This window comes from Anoxybacillus sp. EFIL, from assembly GCF_013096955.1.
In the GTDB taxonomy this organism is placed as follows: Bacteria; Bacillota; Bacilli; order Bacillales; family Anoxybacillaceae; genus Anoxybacillus; species Anoxybacillus ayderensis.
The window spans coordinates 1-18,937 of record NZ_SDLH01000013.1; the positions used below are offsets into that span (position 1 = coordinate 1).

At 39.9% G+C, this 18,937-nt stretch carries 21 protein-coding genes and 2 rRNA genes; 22 read left to right on the top strand and 1 reads right to left on the bottom strand.

What is annotated here, in order from left to right:
- From ES017_RS14270 to rsmI, 10 genes are all read left to right on the top strand, one after another.
- Positions 1–234: ribosomal RNA gene (locus ES017_RS14270) — 23S ribosomal RNA — on the top strand; the annotation flags it as partial.
- Between the two features lie 96 nt (positions 235–330).
- Positions 331–447, top strand: a 5S ribosomal RNA gene (gene rrf, locus ES017_RS14275).
- A gap of 132 nt (positions 448–579) precedes the next feature.
- A complete protein-coding gene (locus tag ES017_RS14280; protein ID WP_035063639.1) occupies positions 580–762 on the top strand; it encodes a sigma factor G inhibitor Gin in 183 nt (60 codons plus the stop codon).
- Positions 763–842: 80 nt separating this feature from the next.
- Positions 843–2,267: an aminotransferase class I/II-fold pyridoxal phosphate-dependent enzyme gene (locus ES017_RS14285; protein WP_021095958.1), complete on the top strand. Its 1,425-nt coding sequence runs from the start codon at positions 843–845 to the stop codon at positions 2,265–2,267.
- 1 nt (position 2,268) lies between these two features.
- On the top strand, positions 2,269–2,898 hold the full coding sequence (gene tmk, locus ES017_RS14290; RefSeq protein WP_021095959.1) for a dTMP kinase: 630 nt from the start codon (positions 2,269–2,271) through the stop codon (positions 2,896–2,898).
- Between the two features lie 10 nt (positions 2,899–2,908).
- Complete coding sequence (holB, locus tag ES017_RS14295; RefSeq protein WP_021095960.1) at positions 2,909–3,907, top strand: DNA polymerase III subunit delta'; 999 nt, start codon at positions 2,909–2,911, stop codon at positions 3,905–3,907.
- On the top strand, positions 3,900–4,727 hold the full coding sequence (locus ES017_RS14300; RefSeq protein ID WP_021095961.1) for a PSP1 domain-containing protein: 828 nt from the start codon (positions 3,900–3,902) through the stop codon (positions 4,725–4,727). Before holB ends, ES017_RS14300 begins: the two co-directional genes overlap by 8 nt.
- 15 nt (positions 4,728–4,742) lie before the next feature.
- Positions 4,743–5,090 carry a DNA replication initiation control protein YabA gene (gene yabA / locus ES017_RS14305; protein ID WP_021095962.1) on the top strand — a complete coding sequence of 116 codons (348 nt, stop codon included), beginning with the start codon at positions 4,743–4,745 and terminating at the stop codon, positions 5,088–5,090.
- Positions 5,091–5,145: 55 nt separating this feature from the next.
- Positions 5,146–5,880: a tRNA1(Val) (adenine(37)-N6)-methyltransferase gene (locus tag ES017_RS14310; protein ID WP_021095963.1), complete on the top strand. Its 735-nt coding sequence runs from the start codon at positions 5,146–5,148 to the stop codon at positions 5,878–5,880.
- A gap of 6 nt (positions 5,881–5,886) precedes the next feature.
- Positions 5,887–6,753, top strand: a complete 867-nt coding sequence (rsmI, locus tag ES017_RS14315; protein ID WP_021095964.1) for a 16S rRNA (cytidine(1402)-2'-O)-methyltransferase — start codon at positions 5,887–5,889, stop codon at positions 6,751–6,753.
- A gap of 34 nt (positions 6,754–6,787) precedes the next feature.
- On the opposite strand, the gene ES017_RS14320 is transcribed toward rsmI, so the two are convergent.
- Positions 6,788–7,078 carry a transition state genes transcriptional regulator AbrB gene (locus ES017_RS14320; RefSeq protein ID WP_171335231.1) on the bottom strand — a complete coding sequence of 97 codons (291 nt, stop codon included), beginning with the start codon at positions 7,076–7,078 and terminating at the stop codon, positions 6,788–6,790.
- A 480-nt stretch (positions 7,079–7,558) separates the two neighbouring features.
- Between ES017_RS14320 and metG the strand changes: the two genes are divergently transcribed.
- The 12 genes from metG (at position 7,559) to glmU (ending at position 18,924) form a co-directional block, all read left to right on the top strand.
- On the top strand, positions 7,559–9,508 hold the full coding sequence (gene metG / locus ES017_RS14325; RefSeq protein ID WP_042535908.1) for a methionine--tRNA ligase: 1,950 nt from the start codon (positions 7,559–7,561) through the stop codon (positions 9,506–9,508).
- A 116-nt stretch (positions 9,509–9,624) separates the two neighbouring features.
- Positions 9,625–10,392 (top strand): TatD family hydrolase, encoded by a 768-nt coding sequence (locus ES017_RS14330; protein ID WP_021095764.1) that lies wholly within the window; start codon positions 9,625–9,627, stop codon positions 10,390–10,392.
- Between the two features lie 204 nt (positions 10,393–10,596).
- Positions 10,597–11,790, top strand: a complete 1,194-nt coding sequence (locus ES017_RS14335) for a resuscitation-promoting factor (RefSeq protein WP_021095765.1) — start codon at positions 10,597–10,599, stop codon at positions 11,788–11,790.
- Between the two features lie 61 nt (positions 11,791–11,851).
- A complete protein-coding gene (gene rnmV / locus ES017_RS14340) occupies positions 11,852–12,424 on the top strand; it encodes a ribonuclease M5 (RefSeq protein ID WP_035063570.1) in 573 nt (190 codons plus the stop codon).
- Entirely contained in the window at positions 12,417–13,304 is an 888-nt protein-coding gene (rsmA, locus tag ES017_RS14345; RefSeq protein ID WP_021095767.1) for a 16S rRNA (adenine(1518)-N(6)/adenine(1519)-N(6))-dimethyltransferase RsmA, read from the top strand. The genes rnmV and rsmA overlap by 8 nt, the downstream gene beginning before the upstream one ends.
- A 73-nt stretch (positions 13,305–13,377) precedes the next feature.
- The gene (gene yabG, locus ES017_RS14350; protein ID WP_021095768.1) at positions 13,378–14,256 is read left to right on the top strand and encodes a sporulation peptidase YabG; all 879 of its coding nucleotides are present in this window, start codon (positions 13,378–13,380) and stop codon (positions 14,254–14,256) included.
- Between the two features lie 211 nt (positions 14,257–14,467).
- Positions 14,468–14,737 carry a biofilm formation stimulator Veg gene (gene veg / locus ES017_RS14355; RefSeq protein WP_004888526.1) on the top strand — a complete coding sequence of 90 codons (270 nt, stop codon included), beginning with the start codon at positions 14,468–14,470 and terminating at the stop codon, positions 14,735–14,737.
- A gap of 127 nt (positions 14,738–14,864) precedes the next feature.
- Positions 14,865–15,731 carry a 4-(cytidine 5'-diphospho)-2-C-methyl-D-erythritol kinase gene (ispE, locus tag ES017_RS14360; protein WP_035063573.1) on the top strand — a complete coding sequence of 289 codons (867 nt, stop codon included), beginning with the start codon at positions 14,865–14,867 and terminating at the stop codon, positions 15,729–15,731.
- A gap of 12 nt (positions 15,732–15,743) precedes the next feature.
- Entirely contained in the window at positions 15,744–16,568 is an 825-nt protein-coding gene (gene purR, locus ES017_RS14365) for a pur operon repressor (RefSeq protein ID WP_021095770.1), read from the top strand.
- Between the two features lie 33 nt (positions 16,569–16,601).
- Positions 16,602–16,982: a RidA family protein gene (locus ES017_RS14370; RefSeq protein ID WP_004888532.1), complete on the top strand. Its 381-nt coding sequence runs from the start codon at positions 16,602–16,604 to the stop codon at positions 16,980–16,982.
- An 89-nt stretch (positions 16,983–17,071) separates the two neighbouring features.
- Positions 17,072–17,362, top strand: a complete 291-nt coding sequence (spoVG, locus tag ES017_RS14375; RefSeq protein ID WP_003398210.1) for a septation regulator SpoVG — start codon at positions 17,072–17,074, stop codon at positions 17,360–17,362.
- A 185-nt stretch (positions 17,363–17,547) separates the two neighbouring features.
- Positions 17,548–18,924, top strand: coding sequence for a bifunctional UDP-N-acetylglucosamine diphosphorylase/glucosamine-1-phosphate N-acetyltransferase GlmU (gene glmU, locus ES017_RS14380; protein ID WP_021095771.1), 1,377 nt, complete (start codon positions 17,548–17,550; stop codon positions 18,922–18,924).
- The last annotated feature ends 13 nt before the right edge of the window (positions 18,925–18,937 follow it).

Consider the following 18,937-nt stretch of genomic DNA (forward strand, 5'->3'; position numbering starts at 1 on the left):
CGGGATGGACGCACCGCTGGTGTACCAGTTGTCCCGCCAGGGGCACAGCTGGGTAGCTATGTGCGGAAGGGATAAGCGCTGAAAGCATCTAAGCGTGAAGCCCCCCTCAAGATGAGATTTCCCATCGCGTCAAGCGAGTAAGATCCCTTGAAGATGACAAGGTAGATAGGTCCGAGGTGGAAGCGTGGCGACACGTGCAGCTGACGGATACTAATCGATCGAGGACTTAACTAAGCACATGAGAAAAGCGGAGAACGGTTCTTGACGTAGTCAAGAAAACATCTGAACTCCTGTTATCTAGTTTTGAAGGAATAATCCTTCATCATATTGCTCGGTGACGATGGCGGAGAGGTCACACCCGTTCCCATCCCGAACACGGAAGTTAAGCTCTCCAGCGCCGATGGTAGTTGGCGGGACACCGCCTGCGAGAGTAGGACGTTGCCGGGCAAAGAAAAGACCAAGACATTTAGTCTTGGTCTTTTTACTTTCGCTTTTGTTATACTCTCGCACCAAATGATCGTTTTCGAAGTATATTGTTATATGAAACTGGGAAAACTGTTAGCGGGAGGTGGAGAACAAATGTCTTATAAAGAAACTTGCATCGTATGTGATGGACAAAATAAAAAAGGGATTCATGTTTTTCAGCATTTTATATGCATGGATTGTCATAACGATCTCATTCAAACGGAAACAAATGATGAAAAATACAAATTTTACGTTGATCGGCTGAAAAAAATAAGAGAGAATAAAATATATTCATAACAAAAGGCCCCTACTATGATTAGGGCCTGTTTTATTTTAATATAAATATATAAAAAACGTGAGCGAGGAAACGAATAAAGATGGACCAAACGAAAACACCTCTATATACACTTTTATGTGAACATACCTCGAGACAACCGATTTCATTTCACGTACCAGGGCATAAATATGGAGCTGTTTTTTATGAAGAGGCTCTTTCTACTTTTGTACCGTTGTTACATTTAGATGTAACGGAACTTTCGCATTTAGATGACTTGCATCATCCAACGGGAGCGATTGAAGAGGCGCAACAATTAGCGGCAAAACTGTATGGGGTTAAACAGACATACTTTTTAGTTAACGGTTCTACTTCTGGTAATTTAGCAATGATTACAGCTGTATGTGAAAAAAATAAAAAAGTTATTGTACAACGTAATTGCCATAAATCCATTTTACATGCGCTACATCTTGTTGGGGCAACACCGATTTTTATTTCCCCGGAATTTGATGAAGATGTTCGAGTGATGTCTTTTGTATCGTTTGAAACAATCTATAATACATTGCGTGAGCATTCGGATGCCGCTGCGCTCATTTTAACAAATCCAAACTATTATGGGATGTCTATTGATTTAACAAAAATTATTCAATTGGCCCATTCTTATCGCATGCCTGTTTTAGTGGACGAGGCACATGGAGCTCATTTTGTGCTCGGGGAACCTTTTCCAAAATCGGCTGTTGAGTGTGGGGCAGACATTGTTGTACAATCAGCCCATAAAACACTTCCAGCTATGACAATGGGTTCTTTTTTGCACTTTAATAGTGATCTTATAGATGAACGTACGTTAAGATACTTTTTGCAAGTTTTTCAAACAAGCAGCCCATCTTATCCAATTATGGCTTCGCTTGATTTGGCTCGCGCTTATGTTGCGCAACAGACACGTGAAACGATTAATGAAATGGTTGAGCAAATTCAATTATTTAAGCAACAGTTGCGAGGAATTGAGGCAATTCATGTTGTAGAATCACAGCATCCACTCGTTCGAACAGACTTGTTAAAGATTACGCTACAAACACGCAGTGCACATTCAGGTTATGAGTTGCAACAGCTATTAGAAAGAAACGAAATTTTCACAGAAATGGCTGATCCATATAACGTATTACTTGTTTATCCGCTTGCGAAAATCAAACAATTTCAAATGATTACAGAGCGAATAAAACGCGCGCTACAATCTATCGGAAGCGAACGACAAAACGAACATGTACAAATTCAATTACCAAAGCATTGTCAAGCTGTAAGTTATGAATGGATTAAAGGTAAGCAAACAAAACAAGTGCAGCTTTATGATGCAGTCGGACGTGTTTGTGCTCAAATGGTTGTCCCTTATCCACCTGGGATTCCTATTTTACTTATTGGAGAAATTGTGACAAAGCAACATATTGAGCTTATTCAATATTTGAAGCAAATGGGGGCATATTTTCAAACAGATATAAATGGGGATTATATCGAAGTTTTTGAGGAGGCTTAAGATGAACTACTTATTTTTTTCATTTGAAGGTCCCGAGGGAGCAGGGAAAACAACGATCGTTCGCATGTTAACTGATTACTTAACGAAGCAACATGTTGACGTTATTGCGACGCGTGAGCCAGGGGGAATTGATATTGCCGAGCAAATTCGTTCCGTCATTTTGCATCCTAATAATAATCGAATGGATGCACGAACAGAAGCTTTACTTTATGCAGCCGCAAGACGACAACATTTAGTTGAAAAAGTGATTCCTGCGTTGGAGGAAGGAAAAATCGTTCTTTGTGATCGCTTTATTGACAGTTCTCTCGCTTACCAAGGGGTCGCGCGTGGTTTAGGAATAGATGAGATATTGGCTATTAATGCGTTTGCGATTGAAAATTGGATGCCGACATTAACGATTTACTTTGATATTGATCCAGCGCTTGGGTTAGCGCGTATTCGCGAAAATGGATTAAGAGAAGTGAATCGACTTGATTTAGAGGAACTAGCGTTTCATGAGCGAGTGCGTGATGGATATATGATGTTATTAGATCGTTTTCCAAATCGCATAAAAAAAGTAGACGCTACTCAGTCGATAATCAAAGTATTTGAAGACGTACGGGCATTGATTGAGCCTTTTTTAAGAAAGTGAGAGGATCGTTATGTCATGGAAAGCGCTCGAAACAAATCAACCACATGTAGCGAAAATGATTGTCAACAGTATAAGAAAAGGAAGAGTGGCTCATGCCTATTTATTTGAAGGACAAAAGGGGACAGGGAAAAAAGAAGCGGCTCTTTTATTCGCTAAGCGTTTGTTTTGTTTAACAAATGTACATGATGAACCTTGCGAAACATGTGTAAATTGTCGGCGGATTCAATCTGGTAATCACCCAGACGTTCATCTTGTTGTTCCTGATGGAAACTCAATTAAAAAACAACAAATTGAGCAGCTGCAAGAGGAGTTTACAAAAACGGCTGTTGAATCGAATCGCAAGCTATACATCATTGAGCATGCTGATCAGATGACCGTTCAAGCAGCGAATAGTTTATTAAAATTTTTAGAGGAACCGTCAGCAAAAACGGTGGCCATTTTATTAACAGAGCAATTACATCGCATACTCCCAACGATTGTTTCACGTTGTCAAGTTATTTCTTTCCATACATTACCGACGGAACAAATATACGCTTATTTACAACAACAAGGTGTACCACGGGAGCTAGCCATATTAGCTGCCAGATTAACAAATAATGTGCAAGAAGCTTTTCAGTTAAGTCAAGATGATTGGTTTGCACAAGCACGAAAAATAGTGATACAATTATATGAAGCATTAAACAAGCAATATGTCCAAGCGTTGCTCGTTATTCAACAACATTGGCTTAGTCATTTTACAAATAAAGAACAAATGAGCATGGGGTTAGACTTATTATTATATTTATATAAAGATTTGTTATATGTGTTACTAGGAGAAGAACAACAAATTGCATACGATGATTGCATAAATGAATTTCGGCGGTCGCGTTTTCTTTATTCTGAAAAGCAAATTGCTCAACATATGAAGGCCATTTTACAAGCAAAAGCGCGGTTGCATACGAATATGAATCCGCAGCTTTTAATGGAACAGTTAGTATTGCAGTTGCGGGAGGGATCTGCATTTGTATGAAGTTGTAGGCGTTCGTTTTAAGAAAGCAGGAAAGATTTATTATTTTGATCCTGGAGATTTACCGATTTCAAACGGTGATTATGTCATTGTTGAAACCGTTCGCGGCATTGAATTTGGAAAGGTTGTTGTCGCTAAAAAACAAGTTGATGAAAAAGATATTGTTTTGCCATTGAAAAAAGTGATTCGCATGGCTGATCAAAAAGATAAGCTTATTGTAGAGGAAAATAAAAAGGCAGCCGAAGAAGCATACGACATTTGCTTAAAAAAAGTAGAAGAACACGGGCTGGAAATGAAGCTTGTCGATGTCGAGTATACATTCGACCGCAATAAAATCATTTTTTATTTTACGGCTGATGGACGAGTCGATTTTCGCGAGCTTGTTAAAGATTTAGCAGCTATTTTTCGCACAAGAATTGAGTTGAGACAAATTGGTGTACGTGATGAAGCGAAAATGTTAGGTGGTATCGGACCATGCGGACGCATGCTTTGTTGTTCGACGTTTTTAGGTGACTTTGATCCTGTTTCTATAAAAATGGCGAAAGATCAAAATTTATCATTAAATCCGACAAAAATATCAGGATTATGTGGTCGATTAATGTGTTGTTTAAAATATGAAAACGACGAATACGAAACAGCGAAAGAACAGTTGCCGGATTTAGGGGAAATGATCGAAACGCCTCTTGGACTAGGGAAAGTTGTTGGTTTGAACATTTTAGAACGAGTGTTACAAGTGGAGTTAGTCGAAAAAGATCGGGTCGTTGAGTATACGATTGACGAATTATTAAAGGAAAAAGTTCTTCCTACTCAAGCCACAGAGTGATGGGGTGGATGGCGCGTGAATAAAAAAGAGATTTTCCAATCTGTAACGAGCATCGAGGAACAAATTGCTCATTTATATAAACAGCTAGGTGAGTTGAAAAGCTATCTTGGAGAGTTAATTGAAGAAAATCATCGCCTCCAAGTTGAAAATGATCATTTGCGCAGACGGCTCGAACAGTTGTCTGAGCGAAAAGTCGAACAAGGCAAAAAACAAACGAAAGAAAAATTAGTTGATATTGGTGAAGGATACGACAACTTAGCTCGTCTGTACCAAGAAGGCTTTCACATTTGCAATGTACATTACGGAAGTTTACGGACCGATGGGGATTGTTTATTTTGTTTGTCATTTTTAAATAAAAAATAGCCTTTCTGACGAATGGTCTGGAAAGGCTATTTTGTCGTAGAAAGAGGGATTGTATATGTTGCGTGAGGATGAAAGACTCGATTATTTGCTAGCAGAAGATATGAAAATTATTCAAAGTCCATCCGTATTTGCTTTTTCACTTGACGCGGTGTTGTTGGCCAATTTTGTATACGTTCCGATTCAAAAAGGAAATTTAGTTGACTTATGTACAGGGAATGGAGTCATTCCACTATTGTTAAGCAAACGAACGAAAGGGAAAATGATTGGGGTAGAAATTCAAGAAAAAATTTATGATATGGCGAAACGAAGCGTACAATACAACAAATTAGAGGAGCAAATTGAAATCATTCACGGTGACATTAAAGATATGCCTGCTCATCTTGGGTATAGTAAGTTTGATGTTGTGACGTGCAATCCTCCGTATTTCCCAACACCAAACGAAGAAGAAATGAATAAAAATGAACATTTCGCGATTGCGCGCCATGAAATTTACTGCACGTTAGAAGATGTCATTCGCGTAAGCAGTCAATTGCTCAAACAAGGTGGAAAGGCCGCTTTCGTTCACCGCCCTGAGCGGTTGTTAGATATCGTTACGTTTATGCGACAATATCGTTTAGAACCGAAACGGTTGCGTTTTGTTTATCCAAAACAGGGAAAGGAAGCGAACACCATTTTAATTGAAGGAACGAAAGACGGCAATAAAGGGTTGAAAATATTACCTCCTCTCTTTGTATACGAACAAAATGGAGAGTATACGAGCGAGTTAAAACATATTTTATACGGGGAATGAGATGAGATGAACGAACAAAAAAGTTTTATTGAAGAAGATGAAAAAGGAATTTTGTACATCGTCCCGACGCCGATCGGCAATTTAGAAGACATCACGTTGCGTGCGATTGAAACGTTACGAACAGTAGATTTCATTGCGGCTGAAGATACACGGCAAACGAAGAAATTGCTTAATCATTTCGATATTCATACGCCGCTTGTTAGTTACCATGAACATAATAAACAATCGCGAGGAGAGCATATTATTGCTTCTCTATTACAAGGGAAACATATCGCTTTAGTGAGTGATGCTGGAACGCCAACGATTTCCGACCCAGGCCATGAGCTTGTAGTTGAAGCGTTACGTGCACAATGTAAAGTTGTTCCTCTTCCTGGTGCGAATGCGGCCATTACCGCGTTAACAGCCTCTGGATTACCGACAAATCATTTTTATTTTTATGGTTTTTTATCGCGGCATAAGAAAGAAAAGAAAAAAGAGCTGGAGCAATTAAAACATATAAAAGATACGCTTATTTTTTACGAAGCGCCGCATCGTCTTCAAGAAACGTTAACGGTCATGTATCATATATTTGGCAATCGACAAATGGCTGTGGCGCGCGAGCTAACGAAAAAATTTGAACAGTTTATTCGCGGAACGATAGAAGAAGTGATGCATTGGGCAGAACATCATGAAGTTCGCGGAGAGTTTTGTCTTCTTGTTGAAGGAAATCACATATATGATGAAGAACCGATATGGTGGAATGATTTAACTATTGTTGAACATGTAAATTATTATATAGAAGCGAAGCAATATACATCGAAAGAAGCGATTAAACAAGTAGCAAAAGATCGCCAATTACCGAAGCGGGATGTGTATGAGGCGTATCATAAGTAAAAAAAGTTTCTCTAGAAAAGTCTAGAGAAACTTTTTATTTTGATTGTTGAAGAAGGTTTTGAATTTCTTGTAATAACGTTTCTGCGCCTTCTTTGCTTAAAATGATTTTTCCATCTGCAAGCTTAAAGTTGTCGTCAGATACTTCCCCAGTTACTACGCAAGTCATGTTTGGTTTGTATTTTTTCAAAATGATACGCTCATCATCTACATAAATTTCTAATGCATCTTTTTCTGCAATACCTAATGTGCGGCGCAATTCGATTGGAATAACTACACGACCTAACTCATCGACTTTACGAACAATACCTGTTGATTTCATCTTTATTCTCCTCTCCTTTTTTCGTCAATATTCGACAAAATCTCTATGGATTTATCATAACAACTTTTCCATTAAGCGTCAATCCTTTTATATGCAACAATAAAAAAAAATGTATGATTTACATGTAGCTGCATATAAAATTCGACAAAATTATAGTCGAAATGACAAAATCCAAGTCATTTGACAACAGATGCATACACAGTTTTTAACTGCTTTTCAAGACGATACAAAACTTATTATAAATATTATTCGACAAAATTCAACACAAATTCGACAATTTTTTCGTTATTTTTTCGACAAAATTCGACAAAAATATGCGATTTATCGACAATCCCATGTCGAATAGTTGACAGCGCTCTTTATTTTTATGTATATTTTGGTGAGATAAGAGGAATAGATGTACTGATCAAGAATAAGAAATATGCGATCGCTCTCGTCCTTTGGGCGAGAGCGTTTCTACTAAACGTGCAACAAGGAGGGGTACAAGTGACAAAAAAGACGTTTTATATTACCACACCCATTTATTATCCGAGCGATAAATTACATATCGGCCATGCTTATACGACGGTAGCTGGCGATGCGATGGCAAGATATAAGCGGATGCGCGGCTATGATGTGATGTACTTAACAGGAACAGATGAACACGGCCAAAAAATTCAGCGAAAAGCAGAGGAAAAAGGGGTTACTCCACAGCAATATGTGGATGACATTGTTGCTGGAATTAAAGAACTTTGGAAAAAACTCGACATTTCTTATAACGATTTTATTCGTACGACAGAACAGCGCCATAAGCAAGTTGTTGAAAAAATTTTCGCCCGTCTTTTAGAACAAGGGGATATTTATTTAGACGAATATGAAGGATGGTATTGTACTCCGTGTGAATCGTTTTATACTGAGCGACAACTAGTTGAAGGCAATTGTCCAGACTGTGGACGTTCTGTAGAAAAAGTAAAAGAACAATCATATTTTTTCCGCATGAGCAAATATGTCGATCGCTTATTAGCGTTTTATGAAGAAAATCCGCAATTTATTCAGCCGGAATCGCGCAAAAATGAGATGATTAATAACTTTATTAAGCCGGGCTTAGAGGACTTAGCTGTGTCACGGACAACGTTTGATTGGGGCATTCCTGTTCCAGGCGATCCAAAGCACATCATTTATGTATGGATTGATGCGCTGTCAAACTATATTACTGCGTTAGGGTATGGAACAGAAAATGATGAAAAATATAAAACGTATTGGCCGGCAGATGTTCATCTTGTTGGGAAGGAAATTGTACGTTTCCATACGATTTACTGGCCAATTATGTTAATGGCTTTAGATCTTCCGCTTCCGAAAAAAGTGTTTGCGCACGGCTGGTTGCTCATGAAAGACGGAAAAATGTCGAAGTCGAAAGGAAATGTCGTTGATCCAGTTACGTTAATTGATCGGTATGGCTTAGATGCGTTACGTTATTATTTACTTCGTGAAGTGCCGTTTGGTTCAGACGGTGTGTTTACACCAGAAGGTTTTGTTGAGCGTATAAACTATGATTTAGCGAACGATTTAGGTAATTTGCTTAACCGGACGGTAGCGATGATTGAAAAATATTTTGCAGGCCGTATTCCTGCGTATAGTGGCACGCACACCCCGTTTGATGAACAGCTTGTACAAACGGCGTATGATACCGTTAAACAATATGAAGAAGCGATGGAACAAATGCAATTTTCACAAGCTTTAACAGCTGTTTGGCAGCTTATTAGCCGCACGAACAAATATATTGATGAAACGCAACCATGGGTATTGGCGAAGGACGAAGGAGCGCGTGAACAGTTAGCTTCCGTCATGTCGCACTTAGCGGAGTCTCTTCGATATGTAGCTGTTTTATTGCAACCGTTTTTAACAGCAACGCCAAAACGAATGTTTGCTCAACTTGGCATTCAAGATGAGCAATTAATGGGCTGGGACAGCTTACAAACGTTTGGTTCTTCACAACATGAGCGAATGGTTGAAAAAGGGACCCCACTGTTCCCACGTTTAGACGTTCAAGAAGAAGTGCAATATATTCAAGCACAAATGAAAGGGACGTCAGCAAACGTAGAAGAAAAGCAGGAACAAAATGAAGAGAAAAGCGAAGAAATTACGATTGATGATTTTATGAAAGTGGACTTGCGCGTCGCACAAGTAATTCATGCTGAGCCAATTCCAAAAGCGGATCGCTTGCTTAAATTGCAACTTGATTTAGGCTATGAAAAGCGACAAGTCGTATCAGGTATTGCAAAACATTACAAACCGGAAGATTTAATTGGGAAAAAAGTCATTTGCGTGACGAATTTAAAGCCTGTGAAATTGCGCGGAGAGCTGTCGCAAGGGATGATTTTAGCTGGGGAAAAAGATGGGGTATTGTCATTGGCGACAGTGGACGAATCGCTTCCAAACGGAGCTAAAGTGAAGTAAAGAGGTGTTGCAAAAACACCTCTTTGTTTCTATTTTGTAATGTAATTGTTATATAGCTGTGATTTATGTAACGGGATTGTGTGGTAAACTGAACATCGGAAGAAAAGAGGGGTTATATGTTATTTGATACACATGCACATTTAAATGCGACACAATTTAACGAAGATGTTGAACAAGTAATTGAACGAGCGCGTGCAGAAAGTGTGTCACATATTGTTGTTGTCGGCTTTGATCGACCAACTATTCAACGGGCAATGGAGTTAGCAGAGCAATATTCTTTTATTTACGCAGCTGTCGGATGGCACCCTGTCGATGCGATTCATATGACTGATGAAGATCTCATCATGATTGAGCGTTTGGCTGCGCATCCGAAAGTTGTCGCGCTCGGTGAAATGGGGCTTGACTATTATTGGGATCAATCACCGAAAGACGTACAAAAGGAAGTATTTCGAAAACAAATTCGTTTAGCGAAAAAAGTAAAGTTGCCGATTATTATACATAATCGCGATGCGACAGCCGATATTGTTGATATTTTACGAGAAGAGCGCGCTGAGGAAGTCGGAGGCGTGATGCATTGTTTTAGCGGAAGCATAGAAGTGGCGCGTCAATGTATGGATATGAATTTTTATATTTCGTTTGGCGGTCCTGTGACGTTTAAAAATGCCAAAAAACCGAAAGAAGTGGCGAAAGAAATTCCGCTTGATCGGTTGCTTATTGAAACGGACTGTCCGTATTTAACGCCACATCCGTTTCGAGGAAAACGGAATGAACCGAGCTACGTCAAATATATTGCCGAAGCGATCGCCGAATTAAAAGGTTTATCTTTTGGAGAAGTCGCCCAAAAAACGTCCGACAATGCGAAGCGATTATTCGGCATCATTTGATAGAGAATCGTGTCGATAATTAGGAAGACTTGTCTAAAGAAAAGATGAAACGAGATTGTTCTACAACTTTTTTTGCAAGCATACAATAAGCTTGTCGACAAGTCTTCCTTCCCTTATGAAAGAATATTTTGAATAATAGATAATAAGCTTCATAGAAAGGGAGGGTCGTCGCGATCATCTATCGGAAAAGGAGGCGTTTTTATTTTGATTACGTATGTAAAAAAATTATTGCAATCAACATCAAAAAAGAAAATTGCGCTTGCTACAGGAGGGTTTTTAGCCTTATCTAGCATGACGGGATATGCCAGCTATGAATGGACAAAAGAGACGGTGACGTTGTATGCAAACGGAAAAGAACAAAAAGTACGTACGCATGCAAATACGGTTGCTGAGCTACTAAAAGAACAAAATATTCAGTTAAAACAAGAAGATTTTATCTCTCCTTCCCCACAAACTAAAATTGTTGATCATTTAACGGTGAAATGGGAAGAAAGTAAGCCGATTGTATTAGTCGTTGATGGGGTAGAAAAGAGATTAAGGACGACGGCGAAAACGGTGAAGGATGTATTGCATATTCAGCAAATCCAGCTTCGTGATTATGACGAAATATCACCAAACGTTGACGAAAAAGTAAAAGACAACATGAAAATAGTGATAAGTAAAGCGTTTCCGATTACGGTAAATGACGGCGGCAAACAGCAGCAAGTTTGGTCTACTTCGACTACGGTCGCTGACTTTTTAGCTAAACAACATATTACATTGCGAAAGCTGGATCGCGTTCAACCAAAATTGAATGACATGATTCAACCAAACACGAAAATAAACATTGTTCGAGTTGAAAAAGTCACCGATGTAGTGGAAGAACCAGTCAATTATACTGTTGTGAAAAAGAAAGATGCACGATTGGAAAAAGGGAAACAAAAAGTGATTAGCGAGGGAGAGAAAGGGCTTGTCGCGAAGCAATATGAAGTGATTTTAGAAAATGGAAAAGAAGTGTCGCGCAAGCTTATTAAAACAGAGACAATTAAGCCGAGCAAAAGTCGCATTGTTGCCATCGGCACAAAACAAGCTCCGAGAATATTAGCTTCCCGTGGAAGCGGTGAGGTAGCTGAAGAGCTTTATGTGATTGCCACAGCATATACAGCGTATTGTGGTGGCTGTTCTGGAACGACTGCAACAGGTGTGAATTTACGTTCAAACCCAAACGCCAAGGTGATCGCTGTCGATCCGCGTGTCATTCCACTTGGAACAAAAGTATACGTTGAGGGGTATGGATATGCTGTTGCTGCAGATACAGGCGCGAATGTGAGAGGGTATAAAATCGACGTATTTTTCCCCGATAAATCGACGGCATATCGTTGGGGAACGAAACGTGTGAAAATTAAAATTTTAAAATAACTGCAGAGGATTTCACGATCCTCTGTTTTTTTCGTTATAATGGGTGAAGAACAGTTAACAGATGGAGGTTTTTATGAAAATTAAGGAAATTATCGTTGTCGAAGGACGCGACGATACAGTGGCGATTCGCCGTGCGGTAGATGCAGATACGATTGAAACGAACGGAGCAGCGATTAATGAGGAAACGATTGAGCGCATTCGTTTAGCCCAGCAACAGCGAGGGGTGATTATTTTTACCGATCCTGATTACCCAGGGGAAAAAATTCGCAAAACAATTGCTGAGCGTGTACCGGGATGTAAACACGCATTTTTAACGCGTGAGGAAGCGAGAGGAAAACACGGAAAAGGTCTCGGTGTTGAGCATGCTTCCATTGAAGCGATTCGCACAGCGCTTTTAAGTGTGTACGAAGAAATGATCGATCCGCAAGAGGAGATTCCATTTCAGCAGCTTGTCGATGCAGGATTAATCGGAGGCCCGCTAGCGCGCGCCCGACGTGAAAAGTTAGGTAAATTATTAAAAATCGGATATACAAACGGAAAACAACTGCATAAGCGGTTACAAATGTTTCAAATTTCAAAAGAACAGTTTGTGGAAGCGATGAAGCAAGTGGTGCAGGAGGAAGAACATGTATAAAGATATTGCTACACCGACTCGTACGAAAGAAATTTTAGCGAAATACGGCTTTTCGTTTAAAAAAAGCCTTGGACAAAATTTTTTAATTGAACCGAATATTTTACATCGTATTGTTGATTTTGCTGAGCTTTCTGAACGGACAGGTGTCATCGAGATTGGACCGGGAATCGGTGCGCTTACAGAACAATTAGCGCGCCGAGCAAAAAAAGTGATTGCGTTTGAAATTGACCAGCGGCTTCTTCCTATTTTAGCGGATACGCTCTCCCCGTATTCAAACGTATCCGTTATTCACCAAGATATTTTAAAAGCTGACGTTCAACAAGTGATATCGGAACAGTTAGCGGATGTAGAAGATATTATGGTTGTTGCCAACTTACCATATTACGTCACGACACCGATCATTATGAAGTTGTTAACGGATCGTTTACCTATTCGTGGAATGGTCGTTATGTTGCAAAAAGAAGTAGCAGAGCGCATGGCGGCAAAGCCAGGAACGAAAGACTACGGTTCCTTAACGATTGCAGTTCAATATTATACACACGCGGAAACGGTCATGAATGTGCCACGAACGGTATTTGTACCGAAGCCGAATGTGGACTCTGCAGTCATTCGTTTATTGAAGCGAGAACAACCTGCTGTTGCTGTGTCGAATGAAGATTTTTTCTTTACTGTTGTTCGTGCGAGTTTTGGACAGCGGCGGAAAACGATTTTAAACAATTTAATGAGTCACTTGCCAAACGGCAAACAGAAAAAAGAACAAATTGAAAAGGCGCTTGAGGGTGCCCGTATTGATCCGAAACGAAGAGGAGAAACGCTTACTATCGCTGAATTTGCTATTTTGAGCGAGCGACTATACGACTTTTTTTCACAGGAGGCTTAAAGCCTCTTTTTTTACACGTTCGATCCTTTCGTTGCATATGTTACAAACAAAACAAACGAAAGGGCGGGCGTGTATGATTCAAATTGGGGATATTGTTGCACGGAAATCGTATGAATATGATATTTTGTTTCGAGTCATTGATATAAAAGAAAAAGAGGGGGAAAAAGAAGCGATTTTGTACGGAGAAGACGTTCGGCTCATCGCAGACGCTCCATTTTCTGATTTAGTTGTTATTGATGAGCGGGAAAAAAAGAAGCGAGAAGAAAAGGAGAAACAACATATTGAGCAATGTTATAAATTGCTGCGTCAAGATTATCGATTGTTGCGGGAAAAAAGCGAATATGAAGCGACCGGTGGATACGAAGTGAAAATGGATTTTTTCCAACTTCCAGGACGAGTGCTTCATATTGATGGAGACCCGCTTTATTTACGAAAATGTATGCAGTTGTATGAACGAATTGGGGTTCCGGTATATGGGGTTCATTGTCATGAAACAGATATGCCTGATCGTATTATTCCGCTGCTTGAACAAGTGCGTCCAGATATTTTAGTTGTCACTGGGCATGATGCATATTCAAAATCAAAAGGATCGATGGATGATTTAAAAGCGTATCGTCATTCGAAATATTTTGTGCAAACGGTGCGACAGGCACGCAAAAAAATTCCGAATCTCGATCAACTCGTCATTTTCGCTGGCGCTTGTCAATCTCATTTCGAATCGCTTATTCGGGCAGGTGCGAACTTTGCTAGCTCGCCTGCACGCGTCAATATTCATGCACTTGATCCTGTATATATCGTCTCGCGCATTAGTTTCACTCCTTTTATGGATCGTGTCAATGTATGGGATGTATTAAGAAATACGTTAACGGGGGAAAAAGGGCTTGGCGGTGTCGAGACGCGAGGTGTGTTGCGAACCGGAATGCCTTTTCGGACGATTGCTGAGCAAACATAAACAAATGCCTCTTGTCTTTTTGCCATTATGGTAAAAAGACAAGATGAGGCAATATCATTTTGTTTTTAACGCTTTTTATACATAATTTTTTTTATTATTGTCCATAATAAAGACAAAAGTATTGACATAAAATATTTTTTGTTGATATAATTCTTATTTTTTGACTTATTTATTTGTATTTGTTATACTACATAATAGTGAGGTGGATACGATGGGAAAAACATTGTCGGAAATTAAAAAAGTTCTGGATTCGAATCTAGGTAAAAGATTGACGTTAAAGGCGAACGGTGGGCGTCGAAAGACAATCGAGCGTTGCGGCGTGTTAGCCCAAACATATCCGTCCGTATTTGTCGTTGAACTTGATCAAGAAGAAAACGCTTTTGAACGTGTATCATATAGTTATGCAGACGTATTGACAGAGACGGTGCAACTTACATTTTTAGATGACGAACAAGTAGCGATGAGCAGCTCACATTCATAACGGTTAAGGAGGCGACCGATATCGGTAGTCTCTTTTTTTATGGCTATTGAAAAGGCACGTATTTGTTCACTATTTTTTGTGGTAAAATGTCGATAGAAGTTTGAAGTCGGAAAAGTAGGTGAACAAGTTGAGGTTGTTAGTGAAGGCACCAGCGAAAATTAATTTATCTCTCGATGTATTACATAAGCGTGCGGACGGTTACCATGAAGTCAAAATGGTGATGACGACAATTGACTTAGCTGACCGTGTAGAGTTAATGGATTTGTATTGTGATAAGATTCAAATTATCTCCCACAATCGTTTTGTGCCGGATGATGAACGAAATTTAGCGTATCAAGCCGCGAAATTGTTGAAAGAAAAGTTCGGCGTTCGTCGCGGTGTAGCCATTTCTATTACGAAATGTATCCCTGTTGCAGCAGGTCTTGCAGGTGGGAGTAGCGATGCGGCTGCAACGTTGCGTGGGTTAAATAAACTTTGGGGGTTAGGTTTAAGCTTAGATGAGCTTGCTGAAATTGGTGCAGAAATCGGTTCAGATGTTCCGTTTTGTGTATATGGAGGAACGGCAGTTGCCACAGGGCGAGGAGAAAAAATTGAACATATCCCTGCCCCTCCACCAAGTTGGGTCATTTTAGCGAAGCCAACAATCGGTGTATCAACGGCGGATGTGTATCGCAATTTGAATTTACAATCTGTTGATCATCCGAATGTAGACGGAATGGTTGCTGCCATTAAAGAAAAAGATTACGAAAAAATTTGTGCGCTCGCGGGGAACGTGCTAGAAAGTGTCACATTAAACATGCATCCCGAAGTAGCTCAAATTAAAGAACAAATGAAGCGTTTTGGAGCAGATGTATCGTTAATGAGTGGCAGTGGTCCAACCGTATTTGGCCTTGTTCAACACGATTCGCGTTTGCAACGTGTATATAACGGGTTGCGGGGCTTTTGTGAACACGTATATGCTGTTCGATTAATCGGGGAAAGGCACGAACAATAAGGAGGTTATCACATGAAATTAAGGCGAAGCAGTCGGCTTGTGGATATGACGCACTATTTGCTTTATCACCCACATCAACTTGTACCGCTGACTTTTTTTGCAGAGCGATATGGATCAGCAAAATCGTCCATTAGCGAAGATTTAGCTATTATTAAGCAAACGTTTGAGCAACAAGGAATCGGTTTGTTGCGCACGCTTCCTGGAGCTGCCGGAGGAGTGCAATATGTCCCGAAAATGTCAGAAGCAGAAGCAAAACAGTTTATTCAGCAATTATGTACAAGCTTAGCAGACCCTGATCGATTATTACCAGGGGGTTATTTGTACATGACGGATTTGCTCGGTGATACGCGCATCGTCAACCAAATTGGGCGTTTATATGCTTCTGCGTTTGCGCATGAACATATTGATTTTGTTGTAACGGTTGCTACAAAAGGAATTCCGCTAGCTTATGCGGTTGCAAGTTTTTTAAATGTACCTGTCGTCATTATTCGTCGTGATAGTAAAGTAACGGAAGGATCAATGGTCAGCATCAATTACGTGTCCGGTTCATCGAAACGCATTCAAACGATGGTTTTATCTAAGCGGAGTTTAAAAGAAGGAGCAAACGTCTTAATTGTTGATGATTTTATGAAAGCTGGCGGAACAATTAACGGCATGATTAGTTTGCTTTCAGAGTTTCGTGCAAACGTTGTTGGCATTGGTGTGCTCGTTGAGTCGGAAGAAGCAGAAGAGCGACTCGTTGATGAATATGTTTCCCTTGTGAAACTAACGTCTGTGAATGTCAAAGAAAAACAAATTACCGTAGAAGAAGGAAACTACTTTCATTTTGTCAAATAAAATAAATGATTTTTACATACAGGAGGAAGAGACATGAAAGTTGTGCACACAAATCAAGCTCCACAAGCGATTGGACCATACTCTCAAGGCATTATCGTTAACAATATGTTTTACAGCTCTGGGCAAATTGCTTTAACGCCGGAAGGAGAAATGGTACAAGGGGACATTCAAGCACAAACGCATCAAGTATTCAAAAACTTACAAGCCGTGCTTGAAGCGGCAGGGGCGTCTTTAGAAACAGTTGTAAAAACAACAGTATTTTTAAAAGATATGAATGATTTTGCAGCGATGAATGAAGTATACGGCCAATATTTTCGCGATCATAAACCAGCGCGTTCCGCTGTTGAAGTTGCCCGCTTGCCAAAAGATGCGTTAATTGAAATTGAAGTCGTTGCACTTGTCAAACAATCGTAAAAAAATTTTTTTCATGTTAGCAGGAAAATAAAAAACGACGTGGAATAAATTCACTTAAGTTCTTATATAGGGAAAAGGTGGTGAACAGAATGGAAGTGACTGACGTGAGATTACGCCGCGTGAATACCGAAGGACGTATGAGAGCGATTGCTTCGATTACGTTGGATCATGAATTTGTCGTTCATGATATCCGCGTGATTGAAGGCAATAACGGCTTGTTTGTCGCTATGCCAAGCAAGCGTACTCCTGACGGGGAATTCCGTGACATCGCTCATCCAATTAACTCAACAACCCGCGGGAAAATTCAAGAAGCTGTTTTAGCTGAATATCACCGTGCTGGTGAGTTGGAAAAAGAGCTTGAAGAAGCAGGTGCTTCGTAAATCATAAGAGAGGACCCTTTCGTTACAAGAGGGTCCTTTTCATATGCAAAATAATGTTCATCCTATTAATAAAGAACATATAGTGAAAATGATGAATTTTTTTGGTAGATGACAATGTTTCCTTGAAATACATACATAATTGATATATATTCAATATGGATAAAGAGAGGTATGGAGGCCTTACGATGAAACGATATGCGATCATTTTAGCGGCTGGACAGGGAACGCGTATGCGTTCAAAGCTGTATAAAGTGTTACACCCTGTCTGTGGGAAGCCGATGGTACAACATGTAGTGGATGCCATTTCTACGTTACATGTCGATCGATTAATTACAGTTGTTGGTTTTGGAGCAGAACGAGTGAAAGAACAACTTGGCAATCAAAGTGAGTACGTCATTCAAGAACAACAGCTTGGGACGGCGCATGCTGTCATGCAAGCAGCACCTCATTTAGCTGATAAAGATGGTGTAACTCTCGTCGTTTGTGGAGATACACCACTGATCACCTCAGAAACGATGGAAGCGCTTTTACAACATCATTTACAGACGAAAGCGAAAGCAACGATTTTAACCGCCCTTGCAGAAGATCCAACTGGATATGGTCGCATTGTCCGAAATCAAGATGGACATGTCGAAAAAATTGTAGAACATAAAGATGCAACAGAAGAAGAGCGAATGATTCGTGAAATTAATACAGGAACGTATTGTTTTGATAATCGTGCGCTATTTGAAGCGCTGACGAAAGTGTCGAACGATAATGCGCAAGGGGAATATTATTTACCAGATGTCATCGAAATTTTGAAAAAACAAGGCGAAATTATTTCAGCGTACGAAACACCAATGTTTGAAGAAACGTTAGGCGTGAATGACCGCATTGCACTTGCTCAAGCAGAAAAAATTATGCGTATGCGCATTCATCGTAAACATATGGCAAATGGCGTGACAATCATTGATCCTGAGCATACGTATATAGCACCTGATGTGCACATTGGACAGGATACGGTCATTTATCCTGGGACATGGATTGAAGGCGATACGGTAATTGGTGAAAATTGCATCATCGGACCGAATAGCGAAATTAAAAATAGTCGTATTGGTGACAATACATCGATTCGTCATTCTGTTGTACATGACAGCGAAGTAGGCAAAGATGTAACGATCGGTCCATTTGCCCACATTCGTCCGCTATCTAAAATTGGCGACGATGTGAGAATCGGAAACTTTGTCGAAATTAAAAAAGCGACGTTTGGAAATGGAAGTAAAGCATCGCACTTAAGCTATATCGGGGATGCTGAAGTAGGTGCTGATGTGAATATCGGTTGTGGTACGATTACGGTAAATTATGATGGGGTAAATAAATATGTGACAAAAATTGAAGATGGTGCGTTTATCGGCTGTAACTCAAACTTAATTGCCCCTGTCGTTGTAGGAAGCGGAGCATACGTAGCGGCCGGATCAACTATTACCGATGATGTACCTAACCGAGCTTTAGCTATTGCCCGTGCTCGGCAAACAAATAAAGAAAATTATGTTGAGCGTCTACAAGAAAAGAAAAAATCCTAATGGAGGTTTACTT